Annotated in this window: 23 protein-coding genes and 1 tRNA gene; 14 read left to right on the top strand and 10 right to left on the bottom strand. The window is 74.9% G+C overall.

Translation table 11 applies throughout. From position 1 onward, the window contains the following. Positions 1–34: 34 nt before the first annotated feature. Positions 35–1549 carry a DEAD/DEAH box helicase gene (locus ABIE39_RS00440; RefSeq protein WP_175007583.1) on the bottom strand — a complete coding sequence of 505 codons (1515 nt, stop codon included), beginning with the start codon at positions 1547–1549 and terminating at the stop codon, positions 35–37. A 295-nt stretch (positions 1550–1844) separates the two neighbouring features. Between ABIE39_RS00440 and ABIE39_RS00445 the strand changes: the two genes are divergently transcribed. Further along, on the top strand, positions 1845–2561 hold the full coding sequence (locus ABIE39_RS00445) for a M50 family metallopeptidase (protein WP_255436980.1): 717 nt from the start codon (positions 1845–1847) through the stop codon (positions 2559–2561). Between the two features lie 166 nt (positions 2562–2727). Here the strand turns inward: ABIE39_RS00445 and ABIE39_RS00450 are convergent, their stop codons facing one another. Next, the gene (locus tag ABIE39_RS00450; protein WP_021479822.1) at positions 2728–3009 is read right to left on the bottom strand and encodes a HesB/IscA family protein; all 282 of its coding nucleotides are present in this window, start codon (positions 3007–3009) and stop codon (positions 2728–2730) included. Positions 3010–3392: 383 nt separating this feature from the next. Between ABIE39_RS00450 and ABIE39_RS00455 the strand changes: the two genes are divergently transcribed. Further along, positions 3393–3465: transfer RNA gene (locus tag ABIE39_RS00455), tRNA-Lys, on the top strand. Positions 3466–3509: 44 nt separating this feature from the next. Here ABIE39_RS00455 and ABIE39_RS00460 read toward each other — a convergent pair. Beyond that, complete coding sequence (locus ABIE39_RS00460; protein ID WP_209828309.1) at positions 3510–3971, bottom strand: ATP-binding protein; 462 nt, start codon at positions 3969–3971, stop codon at positions 3510–3512. A gap of 193 nt (positions 3972–4164) precedes the next feature. Here ABIE39_RS00460 and ABIE39_RS00465 point away from each other — a divergent pair, with 193 nt between their 5' ends. Further along, entirely contained in the window at positions 4165–4404 is a 240-nt protein-coding gene (locus ABIE39_RS00465) for a three-helix bundle dimerization domain-containing protein (RefSeq protein WP_043655044.1), read from the top strand. 71 nt (positions 4405–4475) lie between these two features. Then, positions 4476–4763 (top strand): DUF4287 domain-containing protein, encoded by a 288-nt coding sequence (locus ABIE39_RS00470; protein WP_034651273.1) that lies wholly within the window; start codon positions 4476–4478, stop codon positions 4761–4763. Positions 4764–4877: 114 nt separating this feature from the next. Here ABIE39_RS00470 and ABIE39_RS00475 read toward each other — a convergent pair whose 3' ends face one another. Further along, positions 4878–6524, bottom strand: a complete 1647-nt coding sequence (locus tag ABIE39_RS00475; protein WP_175007581.1) for a glucan endo-1,3-beta-glucosidase — start codon at positions 6522–6524, stop codon at positions 4878–4880. Positions 6525–6768: 244 nt separating this feature from the next. On the opposite strand from ABIE39_RS00475, the gene rlmC reads away from it, so the two are divergent. Beyond that, complete coding sequence (gene rlmC / locus ABIE39_RS00480; protein WP_354049931.1) at positions 6769–7893, top strand: 23S rRNA (uracil(747)-C(5))-methyltransferase RlmC; 1125 nt, start codon at positions 6769–6771, stop codon at positions 7891–7893. A 25-nt stretch (positions 7894–7918) separates the two neighbouring features. Here the strand turns inward: rlmC and ABIE39_RS00485 are convergent, their stop codons facing one another. Then, the gene (locus tag ABIE39_RS00485) at positions 7919–8533 is read right to left on the bottom strand and encodes a DinB family protein (protein WP_175007579.1); all 615 of its coding nucleotides are present in this window, start codon (positions 8531–8533) and stop codon (positions 7919–7921) included. A gap of 48 nt (positions 8534–8581) precedes the next feature. On the opposite strand from ABIE39_RS00485, the gene ABIE39_RS00490 reads away from it, so the two are divergent. Next, positions 8582–9184 carry a pyridoxamine 5'-phosphate oxidase family protein gene (locus tag ABIE39_RS00490; protein WP_175007578.1) on the top strand — a complete coding sequence of 201 codons (603 nt, stop codon included), beginning with the start codon at positions 8582–8584 and terminating at the stop codon, positions 9182–9184. Between the two features lie 159 nt (positions 9185–9343). On the opposite strand, the gene ABIE39_RS00495 is transcribed toward ABIE39_RS00490, so the two are convergent. Further along, positions 9344–9949, bottom strand: a complete 606-nt coding sequence (locus ABIE39_RS00495; protein WP_175007577.1) for an ASCH domain-containing protein — start codon at positions 9947–9949, stop codon at positions 9344–9346. Positions 9950–10147: 198 nt separating this feature from the next. Continuing rightward, entirely contained in the window at positions 10148–11761 is a 1614-nt protein-coding gene (locus ABIE39_RS00500; protein WP_354049934.1) for a methyltransferase domain-containing protein, read from the bottom strand. A gap of 264 nt (positions 11762–12025) precedes the next feature. Here ABIE39_RS00500 and ABIE39_RS00505 point away from each other — a divergent pair, with 264 nt between their 5' ends. Then, positions 12026–12208, top strand: coding sequence for a hypothetical protein (locus ABIE39_RS00505; RefSeq protein WP_074805561.1), 183 nt, complete (start codon positions 12026–12028; stop codon positions 12206–12208). Here ABIE39_RS00505 and ABIE39_RS00510 read toward each other — a convergent pair. After that, positions 12195–13340 carry a VanZ family protein gene (locus ABIE39_RS00510; protein ID WP_209828305.1) on the bottom strand — a complete coding sequence of 382 codons (1146 nt, stop codon included), beginning with the start codon at positions 13338–13340 and terminating at the stop codon, positions 12195–12197. The two genes, ABIE39_RS00505 and ABIE39_RS00510, sit on opposite strands and share 14 nt — an antisense overlap. A gap of 273 nt (positions 13341–13613) precedes the next feature. Here ABIE39_RS00510 and ABIE39_RS00515 point away from each other — a divergent pair, with 273 nt between their 5' ends. The 5 genes from ABIE39_RS00515 (at position 13614) to surE (ending at position 18125) form a co-directional block, all read left to right on the top strand. Further along, positions 13614–14672, top strand: a complete 1059-nt coding sequence (locus ABIE39_RS00515) for a 2,3-butanediol dehydrogenase (protein WP_021483082.1) — start codon at positions 13614–13616, stop codon at positions 14670–14672. 121 nt (positions 14673–14793) lie between these two features. Further along, a complete protein-coding gene (locus ABIE39_RS00520; protein WP_209828303.1) occupies positions 14794–15357 on the top strand; it encodes a TIGR03086 family metal-binding protein in 564 nt (187 codons plus the stop codon). A 26-nt stretch (positions 15358–15383) separates the two neighbouring features. After that, positions 15384–16271, top strand: a complete 888-nt coding sequence (locus ABIE39_RS00525; RefSeq protein ID WP_175007574.1) for a glycerophosphodiester phosphodiesterase family protein — start codon at positions 15384–15386, stop codon at positions 16269–16271. A gap of 9 nt (positions 16272–16280) precedes the next feature. Beyond that, entirely contained in the window at positions 16281–17291 is a 1011-nt protein-coding gene (locus tag ABIE39_RS00530) for a 1-phosphofructokinase family hexose kinase (RefSeq protein WP_354049937.1), read from the top strand. A 60-nt stretch (positions 17292–17351) separates the two neighbouring features. Continuing rightward, the gene (surE, locus tag ABIE39_RS00535; RefSeq protein ID WP_175007572.1) at positions 17352–18125 is read left to right on the top strand and encodes a 5'/3'-nucleotidase SurE; all 774 of its coding nucleotides are present in this window, start codon (positions 17352–17354) and stop codon (positions 18123–18125) included. Positions 18126–18179: 54 nt separating this feature from the next. Here surE and ABIE39_RS00540 read toward each other — a convergent pair whose 3' ends face one another. Beyond that, positions 18180–19784, bottom strand: a complete 1605-nt coding sequence (locus ABIE39_RS00540) for a mechanosensitive ion channel domain-containing protein (protein ID WP_209828296.1) — start codon at positions 19782–19784, stop codon at positions 18180–18182. A gap of 29 nt (positions 19785–19813) precedes the next feature. Then, the gene (locus tag ABIE39_RS00545; protein WP_175007570.1) at positions 19814–20536 is read right to left on the bottom strand and encodes an antibiotic biosynthesis monooxygenase; all 723 of its coding nucleotides are present in this window, start codon (positions 20534–20536) and stop codon (positions 19814–19816) included. 124 nt (positions 20537–20660) lie between these two features. Here ABIE39_RS00545 and ABIE39_RS00550 point away from each other — a divergent pair, with 124 nt between their 5' ends. Together ABIE39_RS00550 and ABIE39_RS00555 are read left to right on the top strand one after the other, a co-directional pair. Continuing rightward, positions 20661–21077: a hypothetical protein gene (locus ABIE39_RS00550; RefSeq protein ID WP_175007569.1), complete on the top strand. Its 417-nt coding sequence runs from the start codon at positions 20661–20663 to the stop codon at positions 21075–21077. A 53-nt stretch (positions 21078–21130) separates the two neighbouring features. After that, positions 21131–22411 (top strand): threonine/serine exporter family protein, encoded by a 1281-nt coding sequence (locus tag ABIE39_RS00555; RefSeq protein WP_186810319.1) that lies wholly within the window; start codon positions 21131–21133, stop codon positions 22409–22411. Positions 22412–22742: the final 331 nt, after the last annotated feature.

The raw sequence follows: 22742 nt of genomic DNA on the forward strand, positions 1-22742 counted from the left end.
GACCGCGACTTTTTCCTGCACTCAGCGTGGGGCGTCAGCGCGGGCTGGAGGTCGAGTACACGGTGCTCGATCCGCCGGCCGGGCGCTGCGCGCGGCCGCGGCCGCCGCGACGGCGGCCCGCGGACTGGCCCGCCCCGGCCGCACCGCTGCCCGCACCGGTCGACGCGCCGCGGCCACCCTCCGGGCGGCCGCCGGACGAGCGCGCGGGCCGCGAGGCACCCCCGGCGCGCGACGCCGTCGTGCCCTGGCCCGCGGGCTGCGCGGCCGGGCGTGCGCCGCCCTGGCCGCCCCGGCCACGACGCGACGCGCGCGACCCGCCGTTGGTCGAGCCCGTGCCGCGCTTCGCCTGCGTCTGCGGCGGCGTGATGTCGGCCGGGCGCACGTACTCCGCGACCTCGCCGACGAGCCCCTGGATCGTCGCATCGCCGGGTGCGACCTGCTGCGGCTGCGCCGTGATCTTGGCCTTGCGCGTGAGGTCGCGCACGTCGCCGCGCTGCTCCGGGAGCATGACGGTGACGACGACGCCCTCCGACCCGGCGCGGGCCGTGCGGCCCGAGCGGTGCAGGTACGCCTTGTGCTCCGCCGGCGGGTCGACGTGCACGACGAGCTCCACGTCGTCGACGTGGATGCCGCGCGCCGCGATGTCCGTCGCGACGAGCACCTTGACCGCGCCCGACGAGAACGCCTCGAGGTTGCGCTCGCGCGCGCCCTGGCCGAGGTTGCCGTGCAGGTCGACGGCGGGGACGCCCGCGGCGGTGAGCTGCTTCGCGAGCTTCTTCGCCTGGTGCTTGGTGCGCATGAACAGCACGCGGCGGCCCGTGCCCGAGGCGAGCTCGTGCACGATCTGCTTCTTCGCGTCCGCGTCGCGCACCGCGAGGATGTGGTGCGTCATCTGCGGGGGCGCGGCCGCGGCGTCGTCCACCGAGTGGCGCACGGGGTTGCTGAGGTACCGCTTGACCAGCTGGTCGACGCCGTTGTCCAGCGTCGCGGAGAACAGCATGCGCTGCCCCTGCTTCGGCGTCTTGTCCATGATGCGCTTCACGCCGGGCAGGAAGCCGAGGTCGGCCATGTGGTCGGCCTCGTCGAGCACGGTGATCTCGATGCCGTCGAGCGTGAGCAGGCGCTGGTTGAGGAGGTCCTCCAGGCGCCCCGGGCACGCGATGACGATGTCGGCGCCCTTGTCGAGCGCGGCGACCTGGCGCGACTGCGCGACGCCGCCGAAGATCGTCGTCGTCACGAGCCCGAGCGCCTTGGCGACCGGCTCCATCGTGGCGTTGATCTGGTTGGCGAGCTCGCGCGTCGGGCACAGCACGAGCGCGCGGGGCCGGCGCGGGTGGCGCGACGACTTCGCCCACGACAGGCGGGCGACGGTCGGCAGCGAGAACGCGAGCGTCTTGCCGGAGCCGGTGCGACCGCGGCCGAGGACGTCACGGCCCTTCAGCGAGTCGGGCAGCGTGGCGGTCTGGATGGGGAACGGGGAGTCGATGCCCTGGCGCGAGAGCTCGCGCACGACAGGGGTGGGCAGGCCGAAGTCGGCAAAGGAAGTCACAGGTGATGGGCCTCTCGGGGCTCAAGGTCGGGGTCCGCCGCACGCAATCCGGGGGGATCTCCACGACGCCGGGCGCGCGGGATCGCGCTGCCCTCGAACGTCCAGTGTCTCATGCCCGACGACGGGCGGCCGGGTGAGGTGCGTCTCGGCACCCTCGGGCACAGGGCCCTGTGGTGGAATGTCGCGCGTGCACGCCCTGGCGAACGCCCTCACCGCCCTGCCCGGCCTCCCCCGAGACCTGGTCACAGGATCGCTCGACCACGCCTCCACCGCGGGCGGTGACGTCGCCGCGTCCGTGGGGGACGTCGTCGGGCAGGTGTGGGAGGCCGCGACGACGCCCGTCCCTCCCCCGGCGGCCGCCGTGGTCGTCGCGATGGGTGCCCTCGCGCTCGTCGTCGTGCTCGTCACGCCCGTGTGGCGCGTGGCCCGGCACGTCGTGACCATCGCGCACGAGGCGTCGCACGCGATCGCAGCCCTGCTGACCGGCCGTCGGCTCGCGGGCATCCGCCTGCACTCCGACACGTCGGGGCTCACCGTGTCGTCCGGGCGCCCGCGCGGGTTCGGCATGGTCCTCACCGCGTTCATGGGGTACGTCGGCCCCGGCCTCATCGGTCTGGGGGCGGCCGCGCTGCTCCGCCAGGGGTACGCCGTCGGGCTGCTGTGGCTGCTCGTCGTGCTGCTCGCCCTCATGCTGCTGCAGATCCGCAACTGGTTCGGGCTCTGGTCCGTGCTCGTCACCGGCGCCGCGCTCGTCGGCGTGTCGTGGTGGGCGACGCCGCCCGTGCAGAGCGCCGTCGCGTACGCCGTGACGTGGTTCCTCCTGCTGGGCGCCGTGCGGCCGGTGCTGGAGCTGCAGTCCGAGCGGTCGCGCGGCCGGGCGGGCACCTCCGACGCCGACATCCTCGCGCGCCTCACCCGCCTGCCCGGCCTGTTCTGGGTCGGGGTGTTCCTCGTCGTGACGGTCGGCGCCGCCGTGCTCGGCGGGTCGTGGATCGTCGGCCCGGCCGCCTGACCCTCGCACCCCGGTCGCACCCCGGTCGAGCGGCCCTCGCACACCGGTCGACACACGACGACGGGCCGCCCGCCGGAGCGAGCGGCCCGTCGTGGGACCGAGGACGCGCCTGGAGGAGGAGGACGCGTCGTCGAGATGGTCCGGCGCGAGCGCCGGGAACGTCCCGTCAGCCCTGCGGCGTCAGGACGAACGCCGGTCCCTGCGCGTTCGGGTCCGTGTCGAGCGTGAGGTTCGCGAGGGTCGGGGCCGTGGCGGACTCCACGAACACCTTCGCCTCGCCGTTCTCCACGACCGTGTCGTCGGGCTGCGGGGCGGGGACGAGCGCGAGCTCGAAGCTGCCCGCCTGGTCCGCGGACTCGGCGATCCGCAGACCGCCTCCCTCGGGGACGCCGGCCTGGGTCTGCAGGTCGTGGACAGCGGTACGGGCGTTGTCGGTCAGGGTAAGCACGAGAGCTCCTCTCGTCGCCGGGCGGAACCTGCGGGACACGTCCGTGCGGCCCACGCCTGGCCGGCGTGACCTGCCGTCGGTGCACCCTCCCGCGGGCTCCTCGGTCTTCTCCACCGAAACAAGAACTCGCGGTCGTCGCAAGCGAGACGCCCGGTTCTCACCACATTTCTCACGGAGCAAGACCGCGGGTGACACGTCGCCGAGCGCCGCATAGGGTGCGCGCCCGCGGGGGTCGACGACGGATCGGCAGGTTCTGCTGGGATCGGCAGTTCGTGCCGGGATCGGCAGTCGCACGTGCCGATCCGGGTCGGGGCTGCCGATCTCGGTCGGGGCTGCCGACGGCGGGGCGCGGGTAGCCTGTGCGTGGACGCCACCGGCGTCCGGGGCCTCTAGCTCAATCGGCAGAGCTGCGGACTTTTAATCCGTAGGTTGTGGGTTCGAACCCCACGGGGCCCACCTCCCGCCGGGGACGCGTCAGCACCTCGCTCATCCGCGGACGCTCAGGCCGTGAACGTCGCCCAGACGGTCTTGACGTCGTCGGTCCGGTACCAGCCGACGTCGAGCGAGAGCTGGCGGGCCATGTGCAGGCCGACGCCGCCCGCGCCGGGGATGCGGCGCCCGGCGTAGACGGGCTCGGTGGACACGTCGTGGTCGGCGACCTCGAGGAGGAACCGGTCACCGCTGCGGGCGAGGCGCACGATCGTCGGGGGCAGGCCGTGGCGCAGCGCGTTGGTCGCGAGCTCCGAGGCGATGAGGACGAGCTTGTCCGGAGTGGACGAGAGCCGACCGGTCGACGCGACGCCCTCGTGCTCGAGCCGCGCGACAAGGCCGGCGCGCAGCGCGGAGAGCTCCTCCGTCGTGGAGAGCACCCACTCCTCCACGGGCTGGTACTCCTCGGGCGGCATCGACGTGATGAGGTCGGCGTCGTCGAGGGGGACGTCGATCAGGGTCTGGTCGTCCACGCGGGGGTACCTCCAGCGGCTTGAAGGAGCGGAGCGGCCACCCTGACACGCGAACCTCCGACCCGCACCCCGTCCCGTCCGGCTCTCCCGGGGCCGCGCCCTGCCGTCGGCCCCTGGCGGATCGGCGGCTGGCCGCCGCCTGTTCATCCCCTGTTGGTTGCGCGCGGGAGGGGTGCGGCCGGACCGTCGGACCATGGCGATCGAGGACGAGGACCGCGAGATCGACGTCGTGGTGGAGCGGGTCAGCACGCGCTTCCCGGACGTTCCGGTGGACGACGTCCGCGAGCAGGTGCTCGCGGAGCTGGGCCGGTACCAGGCCGCGCACGTGCGCGACTTCGTGCCGGTCCTGGTGGAGAACGCGGTGATGGACGTGCTGCGCTCGGGCGAGCGGGCGCACCGGCCGCCCCGCGGGAGCGTGCGCCCCGACCGATGAGTCCGGGTGTGGGCGGTCGTCGGTAGGTTCGCGGCGGGTCGATCGACCCGCCCCGACGACGAGGAGCTCGCATGTCCTTCCAGGCCTATCTCGACGCGGTCGAGGACAAGACCGGTCTGACCCCGCGCCAGCTGGTCGACCTCGCGCACGAGCGCGGGTTCGACGAGACGACGAAGGCGACCCCGATCCTCGAGTGGCTCCGGGACGACTACGGCCTCGGCCGCGGGCACGGCATGGCGATGGTCCACGTCATCACGAAGGGTCCGCAGATCTCGTCGAAGCACGTGGGGTCGGACGGCTCGCACCGCGACGACTCGGACACGCTGTGGCTCGACGGCAAGGCGACCCGGCCGGCCTGACACCCGGCGCGCTCGGCACGGCCGTCCCCGGCCCGCACGCCGGTGCCCGACGACGTCCCGGGAGCGGGCGTCGTCGGGCACCGGGGTGCGGTGCCGCTCGGGCGACGAACGCGGTCAGAGCGTCCAGCGCTGGGCGTCGGTCTGGTTGCAGGTCCAGAGCTGGACCTTCTGGCCGTCACGCAGCGGTGCGCCGCCCTGGGCGTCGAGGCACTTGCCGGACTGCGGGTTGCGCAGCGCCCTGGTCGCGGAGTCGTACGTCCACTTCTGCGCGCCCGTGCCGTTGCACGTGTAGATCCACACGGCGGTGCCGTCGGCCGTCCCGCTGCGCGCGACGTCGAGGCACTTGCCGAGGGCGCGCACCGTCCCGTCGGTGCCGCGCGTCCACTGCTGCGCCGCGTTGCCGCTGCAGGTGGCGAGCTGGACCTGGTTGGTGTCGGTCGGGTCGGCCCACGGGACGTCGAGGCACAGGGTGCTCCCGATGCGGAGCGCGCCCGTCCCGGTGGGCAGACCGCCGGGGGTGCCCGGCTGCTCGGTGCTGCCGCCGTTCCCGATGGGTGTCGCCGTGCCGGTGAACGGGTCGAGCTTGATGTACGCGGCCTGAGGGTTGCCGTCGTGGACGAGCGACTCGTGCGCGCCGACGTCGTCGAACGCGAACGCGTACGCCTTGCCGTTCGCCATCTGCTGGTGCGCGAGCTTCGCGTAGACGTTGGTGCGGGCGTCCTGGTAGAAGCCGGCGTTGCTCGCGTCGGGCTGGTTCGGGTTCGTCAGCGCCGTGGTGCGGACGAGCGCCGCGCACAGGGTACGGGCGATCGGCCCGACCACGTGGTCGTTGGGCGCCTGGAGGTCCTTGTGGCACCCGTACACGCTCGACGCGTCGGGCTTCTTGAACGCGGCGACCTCCTGTCCGGACCCGTTCCTGAAGCGGAACCAGTCGCCGTCGACCCGGCCGCGGAACTGCGTGCCGGGCTCGTGGGAGAACGGCGTGACGACCATGTCGCGCGTGCGGTACGAGTTCCACACCTCGGTGACGTAGGAGTCGATCGAGGCCGACGAGATCTTCCCGACGTCGATCCCGTGCGACGGGTTGAGCGCGCGCAGGCGGCTCCCGTCGGGCGCGCGCTGCACGAGCCCGCCCCACCCCGCGCTCTCGAGGGCCGTGTAGAACGCCTCGTAGCCGTTCGGCTTGAGCATGCCCGTGCTGAGGACCTGCCCGTCGGCGCGCTGGACGCCCACCTGGTACGGCGCGGACCAGTGGTCCACCTGCGTGCTGTTGATCCACAGGCCGCCGTCGTTGAGCGTGTACTCGGTCCAGTTGAAGAGGATGTTCCGGTTGGGGTCGGAGTCGTTCTGGACGGCGGGCTGGACGAGCCGCCCGTCGAGCACGATCTGGAACGACATCTTCTGGCCGTAGGAGTAGTAGACGCGCCCGGACAGCTTCGGGAGCCGGATCGTCACGGACTGGCCGGGGCCGGGGCCGGCGATCGACGCGTCGGGCGCCGGGACGGGCACGGGCCCGACCCCACCGGGCCACGGGTGGAACGTGCCGCCCGCGTCCGCCCAGCCGGCGACGCCGTCGCGCTCGCCGAGGACGTACAGGTAGATCGGCCCCCTGCCCGAGTCGTTGGTGATCGTCAGCGGGATGGTCGCGGGGACCGCGCTCGCGGGCGCCGCCACGCCGACCAGCGCCCCGCTCACCGCGAGGACCACGGCGCACAGCGCGGCCCACGCTCGTCTGCTGCTGTTCTTCCTGTCGTGAGGCATACGGGATCTGCTCCTGTTCGGTTGCTCCGTCGAAACCGGTCGCCGGACCGTCCCGGCGACAGCGTTGCCACAGGAGGTGTGGAAGCGCTGCCACGACGGTAACGGACGACGGCTCACGACGCCAGGGAGCGCTCCCTCAGATTTCTGCGGCGCACCTCGCGCCACGTCCGCGCGGGACGCCGCCGCGGTCCGGGCGCGTCCGCGCGCCTCGGGACGGACCTGGGTCGCCCGTAGACTCGAACGAGTGCAGTGCCACCACTACGACGCCGGCCGGTGCCGGTCGTGCACCCTCCTCGACCTCGCCTACCCCACGCAGGTCACCGGCAAGCAGGAGCACTGCGCCGAGCTCCTCGCCCCGCTCGCCCCGGACCTCGCCTGGCTGCCGACGGTCGGGTCGGCGGAGTCCGGCTTCCGCAACAAGGCGAAGATGGTCGTCACCGGCACCACCGACGCCCCGGTGCTCGGGATCCTCGCGGAGGGCGGCGGCGTCGACCTCACCGACTGCCCCCTCTACCCGCCCGCGCTCCAGGCGTCGTTCCCCGCGTTCGCGGAGTTCGTGACGCGCGCGCGGCTCGTCCCCTACGACGTCCGCTCCCGGCGCGGCGAGCTCAAGTACGTTCTCGTCACCCTCTCCCCCGACGGCGACCTCATGGCGCGGTTCGTCCTGCGGTCCACCGAGTCCGTGCCGCGGGTCCGCAAGCACCTGCCGTCCCTGCTCGACGCTCTCCCGTCGCTGCGCGTCGTGTCCGTGAACCTGCACCCCGAGCACAAGGCCGTCGTCGAGGGCGAGACCGAGATCGTCCTCACCGAGGCCGAGACGCTGCGCATGCACGTCAACGGGATCGACCTCCACCTGCGCCCGCAGAGCTTCTTCCAGACCAACACCGACGTCGCCGCGGCCCTCTACCGCCAGGGCCGGGCCTGGGTGGACGACGCCGCACCCGCCTCGGTCTGGGACCTCTACTGCGGCGTCGGCGGGTTCGCGCTGCACGTCGCGGGGCCCGGTCGCGACGTCGTCGGCGTCGAGACGAGCGCGGAGGCCGTCGCGAGCGCGCGGCTCACCGCGCGCGACGCCGGGCTCGACCGCACGACCTTCCTCGCCGAGGACGCGACCGCGTTCGCCCTCCCACGGCAGGACGTGCCGGACCTCGTCGTCGTGAACCCGCCACGGCGCGGCATCGGGGAGACGCTCAGCACCTGGCTGGAGCGGTCCGGCGTCGGGCACGTCGTCTACTCGAGCTGCAACGCGACGACGCTCGCGCGCGACCTGGCCCTCATGCCGTCGCTCCGGCCGCGCGAGGCGCGCGTGCTCGACATGTTCCCGCAGACGTCGCACTACGAGGTCGCGGTCCTGCTCGAGCGCGCCTGACCCCGACCGTGGTGGCGAGCGCCGCTCAGGGTCGCTCCCCCGCGCGGCGGGAGGCCTCGACCGCCGCGGACTCGACCCGCGCGCGGTAGGCGACCCACGCGTCGTCGTCCAGCGCGGGCAGGCTGCTCGGGCCGTTCCCCGCCGCACCGTCGACGAGCTCGCGCACGATGTCCGCGTGCCCGGCGTGGTGCGCCACCTCCGCGAGCACGTGCACGAGCACCTGGTGGAGCGTGACGTCGCGGTTCGCCGGGCGCCACCACGGGACGTGCCCGGGCGCGTCGAGGTCGAGCGACGCCACGGTCGCGTCGCACAGCTCCGACGACCGGCGGAAGAGCTCCAGGATCTCCTCCCGGCTCTCGTCGGCCGTGGCCCACATGTCGGCGTTCACCTCGGCGTCGTCGGCGAACCAGGGCATGTCGAGGTCGTGCGTGCCGCCGAACGCCTCGTGCAGGTAGCCGAGCTGCACGCTGCCCACGTGCTTCACCAGGCCCAGGACGTTCGTGCCGGTGCGCGTGAGCGGACGGCGGACGTCGTACTCGCTCAGCCCCTCCGCCGTGGCGAGCAGCGCGTCGCGCTCCCGGCTCAGGTACCGCAGCAGCGTCGCCTTCGGGTCGTGGTCCGGTGCCGTCCTCGTGCTCATCCACCGGACGCTATCGACGCCCTCCCACACCGGTGCCAGACTCCCCTCATGGCCACCGTGCACGCAGAGATCACCGACCGGCTGGCGGCGTTCGTCCTCGCGCAGCCGGTGTTCTTCGTCGGCACCGCCCCCCTCGCGGCGGACGGTCACGTGAACGTCGCGCCCAAGGGCATGGCCGGGACGTTCGCCGTGCTCGGGCCGCACCGCGTCGCCTACCTGGACTACACCGGCTCGGGCGCGGAGACGCCCGCGCACCTGCGCGAGAACGGTCGGATCGTCGTGATGTTCTGCGCGTTCGACGGCCCGCCGAACATCGTCCGCTTCCACGGGACCGGTCGGTACGTCGAGGCCGGCAGCCCGGAGTTCGACGCGCTGCGCTCCCGCTTCCCCAAGCGCGAGACGGCGGGCCAGCGCGGCGTCGTGGTCGTCGACGTGACGCGGGTCTCCGACTCGTGCGGGTTCTCCGTGCCCCGCATGGCGCTCGTCGAGGACCGGGACCTGCTCGACCGCTGGGCCGACCGCAAGACCCCGGAACAGCTCGAGGCCTACCGCGTCACGAAGAACACCACGAGCATCGACGGCCTCCCGGCGATCGGCGACGGCTCGCAGATCGCGGACACGACGACGCCACAGGAAGCCCTCAGGCGCTGACGCCTCGCCGTCAGGCACGACCTGGGCTCTACCTCGCCGAGGTAGAGCCCAGGTCCGCGAGGTAGAGGCCAGGTCACGCGAGGTAGAGGCCTGGTCACGAGAGGTAGAGGTCTGGTCTCGCGAGGTAGAGGCCAGGTCGTGCGCGGCGGAGCCCTGATTTCACGAGGAAGGGTCGTCGCCCTCCGTCGCGGCGAGGTAGGCACTCCCGCGCGGCGAGAGGCGGTACCCGACGTCGAGGCTCTCGGTGAGGCCGAGCTCCTTGAGCCGGCGCACGCGCACCTTGAAGTCGTCGCGGGCCGTCCCGAGCCCGGCGGCGAGCTCGCGCGCGACGACGCCCTCGTGCGCACCGATCAGCTCGAGGTACCGGCGGGTCCACGGCTCCGCGGCGGCCCGGTCCTTCCGCGCCAGCGCGGCGTGGATGTGCTCGACGGCGTCCGCGTCGAGGTCCGCGTCCCCACGCAGCGCGACGCGCGGGTCCGGGCCGGCGAGCCGCAGGCCCACGCGGTAGAGGTCGCCCTCGCGCCCGGCGCCCCGCGCCAGCACGCGCTCGGGCGAGGCCATCCCCGCGAGCCGCGCCTCGTCGTCGGACACGGCGGGCTTGCCGTCCGGACCGACGGGCACGCGCTCGACCGACGTCACCTCGACGACGCCGACGCGCGTGCGCTGGAGCGTCCCGACGCGCACGCGCGGCGTCGTCCAGCGGCGGAACGCCAGCGTCACCGTCCCGTCCTGGAGGCCGCGCAGCGTGCGGGCGTCGAGGAGCACGCTCCGAGCCTACGACCACGCCGCCACGCCCTCCCGAGGGAGAGCCCGTCCGGTGAGGGAGAGCCGAGGTCACGACCTGGGCTCTACCTCAGCCCGCTGGTGCTCTACCTCGACCCACCGGGGCTCCACCTCGCGCGACCAGGGCTCTACCTCGCGCACGCCGTGAGACCGGGGCCCTACCCCGGCAGTGCGGGCAGGTCAGGCGAGCTCGGGGCGGCGGGCGACGGTGAGGACGTGGGTGTCGGGCCAGTCGACGGGTTCGCCGGTCGTGGCGTCGTGCAGCGCGGCGACGGGCGCGAACGCGTGCGCGACGACCCACTCGTTGCGCCACGCCCCGCTCCCCGGCTCGACCTCGAACCCGGCGGCGGTGAGGAGCTCGGCCCACCGGGGGCCGGTGAGGTCGCAGAAGCGCTCGTGGCTCTCGGACAGCCAGTTGTCGACGTAGTCCTTGCGCGTGAGGAACTCCATCGCCTCGCGCAGCGTGAGCCGCCACGACCCGGGGCGCACGCGCTCGGGCCGGAAGTCGGCCCCGGAGAGGCGGGGGAAGTCGTGCGCGAACTGGACGAGCCGGGCGTCGGTCGAGAGCTCCCCGACCCACGCCGCGACGTCCTCGCGCCCGAGGTCGTCGAGGTCGGTGCGCGCGCCGCCGGGTCCGTCGCCGGTCGCGGCGACGCCGTCGTCGGTCCGCAGCGTGAGCACGACGACCCGGTCCGGCTCCGCGGGGCCGCACACGTCCGAGTTGATCCACACACCCCCGGGCCGCGTGTGCGCGTGGACGCGGCGCGCGAACGTCTCGACGTCGCGCACGCCGTCCCCGTACGACGACACCTCGTGCGTGAGCGCGACGGTGAGGGTCGTGTCGACGGAAGCGTCGGGCATCACGGACCGGTCGAGGATGTTGGCCTGCACGAACCACACGTGCGGGTTCGCGAACACGCCCTGCGCCTTCTTGTGCTCGGCCTCCGCGACGAGGTGCCGCGCGACGTCGACCCCGAACAGGTCCGACTCGTGCAGGCGCGGCTCACGCGCCACGTGCTCCAGCAGCCCGCCCGTCGCGCACCCGATGTCGACGATCCGCCCGGGCCGCACGTGCGGGGCGACCTGGGCCCACTTGCGGGCCGACGCGTCCTCGAACGCGGCGGCGTAGGTGCGGTAGTCGCGCGTCGACGTGAGGTCGCCGTCGCCGGACACGACCGGGTCGGCGAAGATGCGCCGCACGTCCTCGACGAACCGGTAGCGCGCGAAGAACTCCGGCACGGCGGGGTGCGCGACGTCGCGCCAGCGCTCGTCCCCCGCGGCGATCTGCTCGACGACGTCCCACGGCCGCGCGGGGAGGTCGCCTCCCGGCTCGGCGGCGTCGAGCTCGACCCCCGCCACCCGGTAGCCGAGGGCGCGGTAGGCGTCGACGAGCGCGGGCGTCGAGCACGCGACGACGGTGTCGGCGGGGTCGGGCGCGACGCCGGTCGCGGTCGCGACGCTCGTCACGACGAGGTGGGCGAAGCGGTCGTCGGGCGCGACGTCGGGCACGGGCACGACGACGGACGCGAGGCCCTCCCGGGTCGTGACGTTCTCGACGAGCGCCTCGCGCCGGTGCCCGGGCAGCGGGTTGCGGCGCGTGCCCGCGTGGTTGGCGGACGTCACGACCCAGACGACCTCCACGTCAGGGGCGCAGCGCACGCGCCGCCCGTCGAGGTCGTGCACCAGCCCGGCGCGCAGCGCGCGGAGGTAGTCGACCTGGTAGCGCGTGACGACGTGGTGGCGGCCGGGGAAGAGGATGCGGCGCACGGGCGGGCCGTCGGTGGGGAGGGGCACCCGCACACGGTGCGGCCAGGCGACACCCGGGCGCAACCCGTCTCACGTCTCGGGCCGCCAGCCGCAGACCTGGGCACGACCCGTCTCACGTCTCGGGCGCCCGGGCGCAGCACCCAGAGGGCGCGCATCCGGGGCACGGCCGCTCACGAGGCGCGGAACGGCGCGGTTCTGTGGGTCCGGGCACGCGTCCGCACCGTGCGACACGCCCGACCTGGACGGTCGTCCACGATGCAGCACGGGGTGGCGTATGCGACGGTATGGGCGATGTTCTGGATCGTGGCAGGGGCTGTGCTCGTCGTGTCCGGCCTCGCGATCGCCGCGACGGCCGTCCGCGGCGCGCGCCGCGCCGGGTCGACGGGTGCGAGCGGCATCGCGATCGCGGTCGGCGGCGGCCTCGTCGTCTGGGGCGCCGTCGCGCTGCTCGTCGGGCTGATCACCGAGGGCTGACCGGGACCTCCCGCGCGTCCACGAGCTCCGCCCCGCTCACCGCGCCCGAGAGCCCGCGGCGCCCCCGCGTGAACGGGACCGCGACGACCGACACCACCGCGAACAGGGCCGCGAGCGGCGCCGCGACCGAGGCGGCCACCCCCACCGCGGCCGGCACCTCCGCCGGCAGGTCGCTCAGCAGACCGAGCGCTCCCCACAGCGCGCCGCCCGCGGCCGCCCGCGCGACGCGCTGCGCTGTCGTGCCGCGCCGACCGGCCCAGCGCGGGGCGAGCCACACCGTCCGCTGGCCCCACGAGGCACCGCCGCCCAGGAACGTCGGCACCACGAACACGACCGCGAACGGCACGAGCGTGCCGAGCATCCACTGGGCCCAGTCCGCGCCGTCGGGCAGCGGCCGCCCGAGGGCGTAGAGGACCGTGCGGTAGGCGACCTGCAGCACGACGCCCAGCGCCGTGACGAGCAGCGCGTCGAGCAGCATCCCGAGCCACCGCCGCCACACGGTCACCGGGCGGGCCTCCTCCCGGCGCGCCTCGAGCTCTCCCGCGCGCGGCATCCAGCGCAGCAGGAGGGGCGCCGCGAGCGCCCCGAGGAGGGCGCCGAGCGTGTTGGTCAGCACGTCGTCGACGTCGGCGACGCGGTACGAGCACGGGATGACTCCGAAGATCCCGGTGTACTGCGTCGTCTCGACGAGGAGCGACACGAGCAGGCCGGACAGCGTCGTGACGAGCACCCCGCGGCCGAGGTAGCGCCGCACGAGCACACCCCAGGGGACGAACAGGACGACGTTGAAGACCACCTGGAGCACGGCGGTGCTGCGCAGGGTCGCGCCGAGCCCGAGCCCGGCCGTCTCCCGCCGGACGTCCGCGAGCGAGTGGAACGGCACGAGCTCCGCGCCCGCGACGCCGTACTGCGCGCACCACCGCGCGAGGTCGCCGCTCGGGAGCGGCAGGAGCGTGTACGCCACGAGCGCGACGCCGTAGACCGCGACGGCCGCCGCACCGACGAGACGCCGGCCGCTCAGGCGTCCGTACCGCCGGTACTGCCACGCGAGCGCGGGCACGAGGAAGGCGGCGAAGAGCAGGGCGCCGCCGAGCAGGCCGACGTACGCGGGCCACGTCCACCGGTCGGTCACGCGGCGGCTCCGCCCTGCGCGGGCCGGCGCCCGGCGCCGGGCGCGGTCGGGTCGAGGGTCGGGGTCGAGGTCGGCGTCACGGGCCCCAGTATCGCGGTCGACGACGACCGGCCCCGTCCGGCGGGACCTTCGGCGCAGCCCGGGGCGAGGGCGCCCGCCTACCGTGGAGGTGCGGTCGGGAATCACGGGTCGCCGAGGGTGCACCGAGGACCCGTCCGGACCGGCCGCCGCGCACCGACCGGTGCGCGCGGCACGACGGACGAGGTGAGCACGATGAAGGCGGCGCGGTACCACGGCAAGGAAGACCTCCGGATCGAGGACGTCCCGGAGCCCGAGACCCGGCCGGGGACCGTGAAGATCCGGCCCGCGTGGACGGGGATCTGCGGCTCGGACCTGCACCTCTACCTCGAGGGCCCGTTCCCGCCCGCGCCGTCGGAGACGCAGCCGCACCCCCTGTCGGGCGAGACGCTGCCCGTCGTGTTCGGGCACGAGTTCTCCGGCGTGGTCGAGGAGCTCGGCGAGGGCGTCGAGGGCCTCGCGGTCGGGGACGCGGTCGTCGTCGAGCCGTTCATGGTGTGCGGCGAGTGCCCGCCGTGCCGCGACGGCCTCTACAACGCGTGCGTGAAGATGGGCTTCATCGGCATCTCGGGCCGCGGCGGCGGGCTGGCCGAGCACGTCGTCGTCGAGCGGCGGTGGGTGCACCCGGTGGGCGACGTCCCGCTGGACCAGGCGGCGCTCATCGAGCCGCTGGCCGTCGCGTACCACGGCGTCCGGCTGTCGGGTGCGCAGGCGGGCGACACGGTCCTCGTCGGCGGCGCAGGGCCGATCGGCCTGCTCACGTGCGCGGTGCTGCACGCGATCGGGGCACGCGCGATCGTCACCGAGGTGAGCGGGGCGCGCAAGGCCAAGGCGCTCGAGACCGGGGTGGCCGACGACGTGCTCGACCCGCGCGAGGTCGACGTCGCCGCCCGCGTCCTCGAGCTCACGGACGGTCGCGGCGCGGACGTCGCGATCGAGTGCTCGGGCGCGCAGCCCGTGCTCGACACGCTGACCCGCGCGCTCAAGGCGGGCGGCACGCTCCAGATCGTGGCGCTGTTCTCCGAGCCGCCGACGCTCGACGTCATGACGGTCCTGCTCCGCGAGCTGACCATCAAGGGCGCGATCGGGTACGCGGACGACCACCCGGCCGTGATCCGGCTCGTGCAGGAGGGCAAGGTGGACCTCGCCCCCTTCGTGACGAGCCGCATCGCCGTCGAGGACGTCGTGGAGAAGGGGTACCGAGAGCTCATCGACCACAAGGACGACCACGTGAAGATCGTCGTGTCGGTGTGAGACGGCGGCCCGCGGCCCCCACCGTCCCCGGGGGCCGCGGGCCGCGCTGCTCGACCTGCGGCGCGCGACGGGGCGTGCCACGGTGGAGGCTCACCGCAGCACCCGGCCCCGGGAGGCCCGCATGGACGTCCTCGCCGCCCACGGCGACGCGATCGGCGCGTTCGACGCGCTCGTGCGCCCGCTGCGCGACGACCGGTGGCCGCTCCCCACGCCCGACGCGGACTGGACCGTGCGCGACCTCGTCAACCACGTCACGGCCGAGCAGCTGTGGGCCCCGGAGCTGCTCGCGGGCCGCTGGATCGAGGACGTCGGTGGCGTCTTCGACGGGGACGTGCTCGGCGACGACCCTGTCGACCGCTGGGTCGACGCGTCCGTCCAGGCGCGCGAGGCGTTCCTCGCGCCCGACGCCCTCGACCGTCGCGTGCACCTCTCGTACGGCGACGAGTCGGGCGCGGAGTACTGCGCGCAGATGACGTTCGACCTCGTGGTGCACGCCTGGGACCTCGCCCGGGCGACAGGCGGGGACGAGGAGCTCGACCCGGCGCTCGTCGCGTGGGCGCTCCGCTACGCCGAGGCGCGCTCGACGTTCCTCGAGCCCGGCCCGCTCTTCCGCGGCCCCCTCGACGTCGACGACGGCGCCGACGATCTCACGCGTCTCCTCGCGCTCACCGGTCGCGCGCGCTGACCACCACCCCGCGCGAGACTGGCACCATGCCGTTCGACCGCACCGCACCCGGGACGCCCGCGGAGCCGTCCGACCCACCGCGCCGCCCCCGCCTCCTCGAACCGGCCGCCGACCGCGCGGGCCGGCCCCTCGTCGTCGGGCACCGGGGCAACTCGTCCGTCGCGCCGCAGAACACGCTCGCGGCGTTCGAGGCGGCGTGGCGCGCGGGCGCGGACGCGATCGAGCTCGACGTGCACCTCACCGCCGACCGGCACGTCGTGGTGCTGCACGACGAGGTCGTGGACGAGACCACGGACGGCACCGGCCGCGTGGACGCGCTGACGCTGGCGCAGGTCCGGGCGCTGGACGCCGGGTCGTCGTTCGCGCGGGCGTTCGCGGGCCAGCGCGTCCCGACGTTCGAGGAGGCGGCGCGGTTCGTCGCCGAGCGGCCCGGGATCGAGCTGCTCGTGGAGCTCAAGGGCGTGTGGACGATCGACGACGCGGCGCTCGTGACGGGGGTCGTGGACGCCGCCGGGATCGGGGACCGGGTGGTCGTCCAGTCGTTCTGGCCGCCCACGGTCGCCGCGCTGCGCGACGCCGCCCCGCACCTCGACCGGGCGCTGCTCCTCGCGCTGCACCCGGACAGCCTCGACGAGCTGGTCGCGGTGTGCGCGGACCTGGAGGTCGTGGCGTGCAACCCGGAGGTCGCGCTGCTCGCGCACGAGCCGGGCCTCGTGAGGACGCTGCGCGACGCGGGCCTGCGGGTGCACGTGTGGACCGCGGACGCGCCGGACGAGTGGGACGACCTCCTGGTCCAGGGCGTCGACGGCATCATGACCGACCGACCCGACCGTCTCGTCGGCTGGCTCGACGCACGGCTCGGCCACGCCGGGCGTCCGGGCGCCCGAGAGGTGGACCTCGCGACGTCGCCCTAGCCTCGACGGATGAGCGCGACGACCCCGCCGGCGCCCTCGGGCGCGCCCCCGACCGGCACCGCGACGAGCTCCGCCGGTCCCGGCGGCGCGCCCCGATCGCCCGCGGTGTGCGTGCTCGCGCTGACCCCGCTGCTCGCGATCGAGATCGAGCCCGCCGGGCCGACCGAGACGTCGCCGGAGGTGCACGTCCACCCGGGCGGGCAGGGTCTGTGGCTCGCCCGCATGGCGTACTCGCTCGGGGCGCACGTCGTGGTCTGCGGACCGTTCGGCGGCGAGACGGGCAGCGTCGCGGCGCACCTCGCCCGCACCGAGAACCTCGAGCTGCGCACCGTCGGCACCGGCGGCAACGGGGCGTTCGTCCACGACCGGCGCAGCGGCCAGCGCACCGAGCTCGTGACGATGGACCCCTACCCCCTGAACCGGCACGAGGTCGACGACCTCTACAGCACCGTCCTGGTCAGCGCGCTCGACGCGGCCGTCACGATCCTCACCGGCTCGGAGACGGGCGTCGGGGTCCCGGCGTCGTTCTTCCGCCGCCTCGCCCACGACCTGCACGCCTCGGACAGCCAGGTCGTCGCGGACCTCTCCGCCGACCAGGCACGGGCCGTCGCCGACGCGCCGGGGGTCGTGCTGAAGATGAGCCACGAGGAGCTCGTCGAGGGCGGCTTCAGCGACGACGAGTCCGAGGAGGCGCTCCTGCGGTCCGCGCGCGCCATGGTCGACGCCGGCCCGCGCGCGCTCGTCGTGTCCCGGGCGCACGACCCGTCGCTGCTCGTCACGCGCGAGCACACGTACCGGGTCACGACGCCCCGCGTCACCACCGTCGACCACCGGGGCGCGGGCGACTCGATGACGGCGGGGATCGCCGTCGGGCTGGGGCGCGGGCTCGGCCTGCCCGACGCCGTGCGTCTCGGCGCCGCGGCCGGGGCGCTCAACGTCACGCGGCGAGGCCTCGGGACCGGCCGCCGCGACCAGATCGAGCGCTTCGCGCGCAGCGTCACGGTCGAGGACGTGACCTGACGCCACCCCGCGGAGCGTGCCCCCGCACCAGTACCCGGACCCGACTCCCAGGAGGACCTCGTGCGCGCACTCGTGACCAACGACGACGGGATCGACTCCCCCGGCCTGGCGGTGCTCGCCGGGGCGGCGCTCGACGCCGGGTACGAGGTCGTCGTGGCGGCGCCCGCCCGGGAGTCGTCGGGCGCGAGCGCCGCGCTGCTGGGCGCGGAGCGTGACGGTCGGCTCGCCGTCGAGCCGCGACGGGCACCCGGCCTGCCCGACGACGTCACCTCCTACGCCGTGCGCGCCGCGCCCGCGCTCATCGCGTTCGTCGCCGCCTACGGCGGGTTCGGCCCGCGTCCCGACCTCGTGCTCTCGGGGGCGAACAAGGGCGCGAACACGGGCAACGCGATCCTGCACTCGGGCACGGTCGGCGCGGCGCTGTCCGCGATGACGCACGGCATCCGCTCGCTCGCCGTGTCCGTCGACGCCGCCGAGCCCCGCCACTGGGACACCGCGCGGCTCGTCACGGACCACGTGCTCGCGTGGATGGACGGCGCGCCCGCCGGGGTCCCGCTCGACCGCCGCACGCTCAACGTCAACGTGCCCGACGTCGCCCCCGACCGCCTGCGGGGGCTGCGGCAGGCGCCGCTCGCGTCGTTCGGGCTCGTCCAGGCGAACATCCACGAGGACGGCGACCGGCACCTCGTGCTCCAGTACTCGGGCACCGAGCGGCACTCCGAGCCCGACTCCGACACGGGCCTGCTGACGCGCGGCTGGGCGACCGCGACGCTCCTCGTCGCCCCCTACGCGGACACCAGCCTGGAGGTCCCGCCCCTCCCCGCTCTCCCCTGACGAGCCCCGCCGTCGAGCACGGGGTCCGCGACCGCGTCGCGGCGAATCCGGTCGTCAGGCCCGTGCTCGACCGTCGCCGGTCCCGTGGTCGGGGGCGTCGTCGTCCGGCACCGTCTCGTGCTCGGCCGTGCGCTCGCGCTCCTCGATGACGTCCTGGCCGGGACCCGCGAACGCCCGCGATCGCTCCTCGCCCTCGGGCGTCCCGCTGAAGAAGGCGGACTCCGCGGCCTCGGGCAGGACGTCGTCGTGCCCGACGGCGGGCAGCGGCCGGGTGCTGCCCGGTGCCTCGGCGTCGTCGACGCTCCCGTCCGTCGCCCGCGTTCCGGCGTGGCCGGGACGACCCGCGCCGTCCCGGGGGCCCGGCACGACCCCGACGAGCCGCGTCGGGTCCTCGCTCGGCGCGGCGCCCGCGCCCCGGCCCGCACGCCGGATCGTGCCGAGCACGACGGGCGCGTCGGCACGGCGCGCACCCCGCTCGGCGGGGAGCCGGGGCGGGCGCGCCGGGGCGACGGGACCGTCGTCGTCCGTGGCGTCGCGACCGGGGCCGCCGGGCACGTCCGGACCCCCGGCGCCGAGCCCGTCGCGCTCGTCCGGTCCGTCGAGGTCCAGGGCGTCCACCGCGCGCTCGAGCCGGGTGCGCGGCAGGCCCTGGGGCGCGGCGCGCTGCAACCAGTCGACGAGACCCTCGCGTACGAAGCACCGCAGGTCGAACAGCGTCGGGGCGTCGTGCGCGCTGACGAGCGCGCGCACGCGCACGAGCCCCCCGACGGCGTCGGTCACCTGGAGGATGCCGACGCGCTCGTCCCACAGGTCCGTGAGCCCGAGGAGGCGCCGCAGCTCGGCGCGCATCGGGCCGACCGGCACCTCGAAGTCGAGGTCGAGCTCGACCGTGCCCAGCAGGTCGGCAGCGCGCCGGGTCCAGTTCTGGAACGGCGTCGTCGTGAAGTAGGTCGACGGCATGATGAGCCGGCGGTCGTCCCACAGGTGCACGACGACGTACGTCATCGTGATCTCCTCGATGCGGCCCCACTCGCCCTCGAGCACCACGACGTCGTCGACGCGGATCGCGTCGGTGAACGCGATCTGCATGCCGGCGAAGACGTTGGCGAGCGAGGTCTGCGCCGCGAGCCCCGCGACGATGGAGATGAGCCCGGCCGACGCGAGCAGGCTCGCCCCCGCCGCCCGCGCGGCGGGGAACGTCAGCAGGATGCCCGCGACCGCGCAGACGACGATCACCGCGACGGTGAGCCGCCGCAGCACGGTGATCTGCGTCCGCACGCGGCGCGCGTGCCGGTTGTCGGCCGTGTCCATGCGGTAGCGCTGGAGCGCGGAGTCCTCGAGCACGAACGCGATCGCGCCCACCCACCACGCGCCCACCACGATGAGTGCGATGAGCAGCAGGTGCTCGACGGCGGGCCGCCACGGCGTCCCTGCGTCGGTGGTGACGCGCACGGCGATCCAGACGGCGACGACGGTGAGGACCGCGCGGTCCGGTCGCCGGAGCCGTCGCGACAGGTCCCGGGCCAGCTCGCTGCGCCGCCCGGCCCGCCGGACGACGGCCGAGATCACCGTCCCCAGCACGAAGGCCAGGACCACGCCCGCCGCGACCGCCCCGAGGGTGACGAGGACGTCGGTCGTGCTCTCGAGCTCGGTGTCCATCCCCCCAGGCTAGGCAGGGTGCGAGACCGTCACCTCCGGGCCGTGCGGCGGGCGCGGGGCACCCGGGACCGTGGGGGGCGGGCCAGCCACGGGGCGAGCAGCCGCGTGACGCGCGGCAGCACGAGGTAGGTCATGACGGGCGTGAGGACGAGCGTCGTGACGAGCACGCGCGGGACGACGGGCACGTCGTCCCACGCGGGGACCGTGCTCCCGACGAGCACGGTGAACGCGAGGTTCACCGGGAAGAACCCGAGCCAGATGCTCACGGACTGCTTCCAGCGGGGCGGCGCCGCGGCGACCGCCGGGCTCGACGTCGCGGGCGACGGCGCGGGCGTCGTCGGGGCGTCGAACCAGCCCTCGATGCCCGTGCGGCGCTCGACCCGCGTCTCCTCGACGAGGTCCCGGCCCTGCGCGAGCCACCCCACCCGGTCGGACGACGTCTCCCACGCGTCGAGCGTCGCGGCGTCGGCGAACCGGTAGAGCATGTGCCAGTCGTGCGACCCGGCGGACGCGCGCACCCAGCCGGAGCCGAGGAAGCCCGGGTAGCGGTTGGCGAGGTTGACCCCGTCCTGCACCCAGCGCGTGACGGCGGGGACGTTCTCGGGTCGGACGCGGCGCTCGATCGCGACGGTCACGGGACCGGCGCCGGTGACGGGCGGTCCGGATCGGGGTCGGGTGGGCGGGCTCGGGGCCAGGGCGGGGGCGGGGTCGCCGCCGGTCCGCCGCACGTCCCCGGGGACGTCGTGGGTCATGGGACGAGTGAACGGCGCCGGTGTTTCCGGGTCGTGAACGCGCGCGGGCGCGGGACGGATCGTCCCGCTGGTCGGGACACGGGCCGACGCGCGCGGCAGCCGGGCCGGGCCTACCGTGGCAGGCATGATCTCGTGGGAGCACGCGCTCGCCCTGCGCGACGCGGGCGTGCGGTGGTCCCCCGCCTCGGGCGACCGCTTCCGCCTCCTCACCACCGGCGCCGACGGCGACGTCTTCACCGTGAGCGACATGACCATCGAGCCGCACGAGTTCGACACGGGCGTCGTGCTCGGCTTCAACGGCACGACGGAGTGGGCGCTCGACTCGGTCGCGCTCGAGGACGCGCTGTGGCACCCGCTGGAGGGACAGCTCCGCGAGCTGCTCGGCGGCACGTTCCGCCGGCTGGAGCGCACGGCCGAGGGCTACGTCGTGCGCACCGAGGTGCTCGGCGAGGCGGCCGAGCACCGCGCCACGGACCCGGCGGACGCCTACGCGGATGCGCTGCTCGCGCTCGTCGCCGTGAGCACGGAGGACCCGCCCTGACCCGCCGCCGGCACGCGACCTGGCTCGACGACGTCCGCCGAGCTCCGTCGGTCGTGCGCCGGGTCCTGCGCGCGCTGGGCGACGAGCCGCCCCTCGCCGTCGAGACCGAGCCGCCCGAGGTCTCGCCCGACCTCGTGCCCCTCCTGCGCGAGCTCGGGACGGCGCTCCTCGACTCCGGTCGCTCGGTCACGGACGTCGAGGACGACCTCGAGGCGGTCGCCCGGAGGTCGGGCGCCTCGACCGTCGGCACCCTCGTCCTGCCCACGGGCGTCTTCGTCCGGGTGAGCACCGCGAGCGGCACGGTGGCGGACTTCTCGGCCGCGGAGGCGAGCGGGCTCAACCTCGACCAGATCGGGGCGCTCATGACGCTCGTGCGCCGCCTGCGCACGTCGGACGTCCCGCTCGCCGACGCACGGGCGCAGCTGCGCGCGATCGTCGGGCGCCCGCCCCGCTTCGGTCCCGCGCTCACGGTCGTCGGGCACGGCCTGCTCACCGTCGGGTTCGGGCTCGTGCTCAACCCGACGGGCCCGCTCCTGCCCGTCTACCTCGCCCTCGGGCTGCTCGTCGGCGCGCTGCGCTGGCTCGGGACGCGCTGGCCGACGCTCGCGACCGCCCTGCCCGTCGTCGCCGCGTTCGTCGTCACGCTCCTCGCCGTGGACGTGGTGCACCCGCGGCTGGGCGACGACCCGCTGAGCGTTCTCGTCCCCCCGCTCGTCTCGTTCCTGCCCGGGTCGGTCCTCACCGTCGCGGCGATCGAGCTGACGAGCAACCAGATCGTCGCGGGGGCGAGCCGGCTCGTCTACGGGATCGCGCAGCTCCTGCTCCTCGTGTTCGGCGTCGTCGCCGGGGCCGCCGTCGGGGGGCCGCTCGTCGCGGCGCCGCAGGGCGACCACCTCGGGTGGTGGGCTCCGTGGGTGGGGATCCTCGCCGTCGGGCTGGGGCAGATGCTCTTCGCGTCGTCCCCGCGCGGGTCGCTCCCCTGGGTGCTGCTCGTGCTGCTCGGCGCCTACGCGGCCCAGCTCCTCGGGTCGCTCGCCGCGGCGCCCCTCGCCGGGTTCTTCGGGGCATTCGTCATCGCCCCGCTCGCCGCGTTGGTCGAGCGCTCGCGGCACGGGCCGCCCGCAGCGGTCACGACGCTGCCCGCGTTCTGGCTCCTGGTGCCCGGTGCGCTGAGCCTCCTGGGCCTCTCGGACCTCGTGAACGGCGGCCCCGAGGCGGCGCAGGAGATCGCGAACGCGGTCGTCGCCGTGTTCGGGATCGCGCTCGGGACGCTCGTCGGATCGGCCGTCACCCGCGATGCAGGACGCGTGACACGTACCCTCTTCACGTCCTGAGCACACGGTCCCCACGCCATTCGCGGGGGTTCCCCTCGTGAGACCACTTCTCTGGACGTCCGTCTAGTTGAAGATGGAACAGCCGACAGGCCTCCGCGGTCCGCCCCGAGACCGTGCCTGTCGGCGTCGTGGTGAGAGGGCGCGCTCGCGTCCCGCCCGACCGCACGCCGTCGTGGTCACCCCGCGCTCCCCTGCGCAGGTGCCCAGGGACCGGAGCGCGCCGCGCTCGACCGCCCGCGACCACGACCCGATGATCGGATCGTCCGCTTGACCACTGCACAGCACCTCACGTCCACCTCGACCGGCACCACCGGCGCGTACCCCGCCGTCC

It is taken from the genome of Cellulosimicrobium sp. 4261 (assembly GCF_040546915.1).
GTDB lineage: Bacteria > Actinomycetota > Actinomycetes > Actinomycetales > Cellulomonadaceae > Cellulosimicrobium > Cellulosimicrobium cinnabarinum.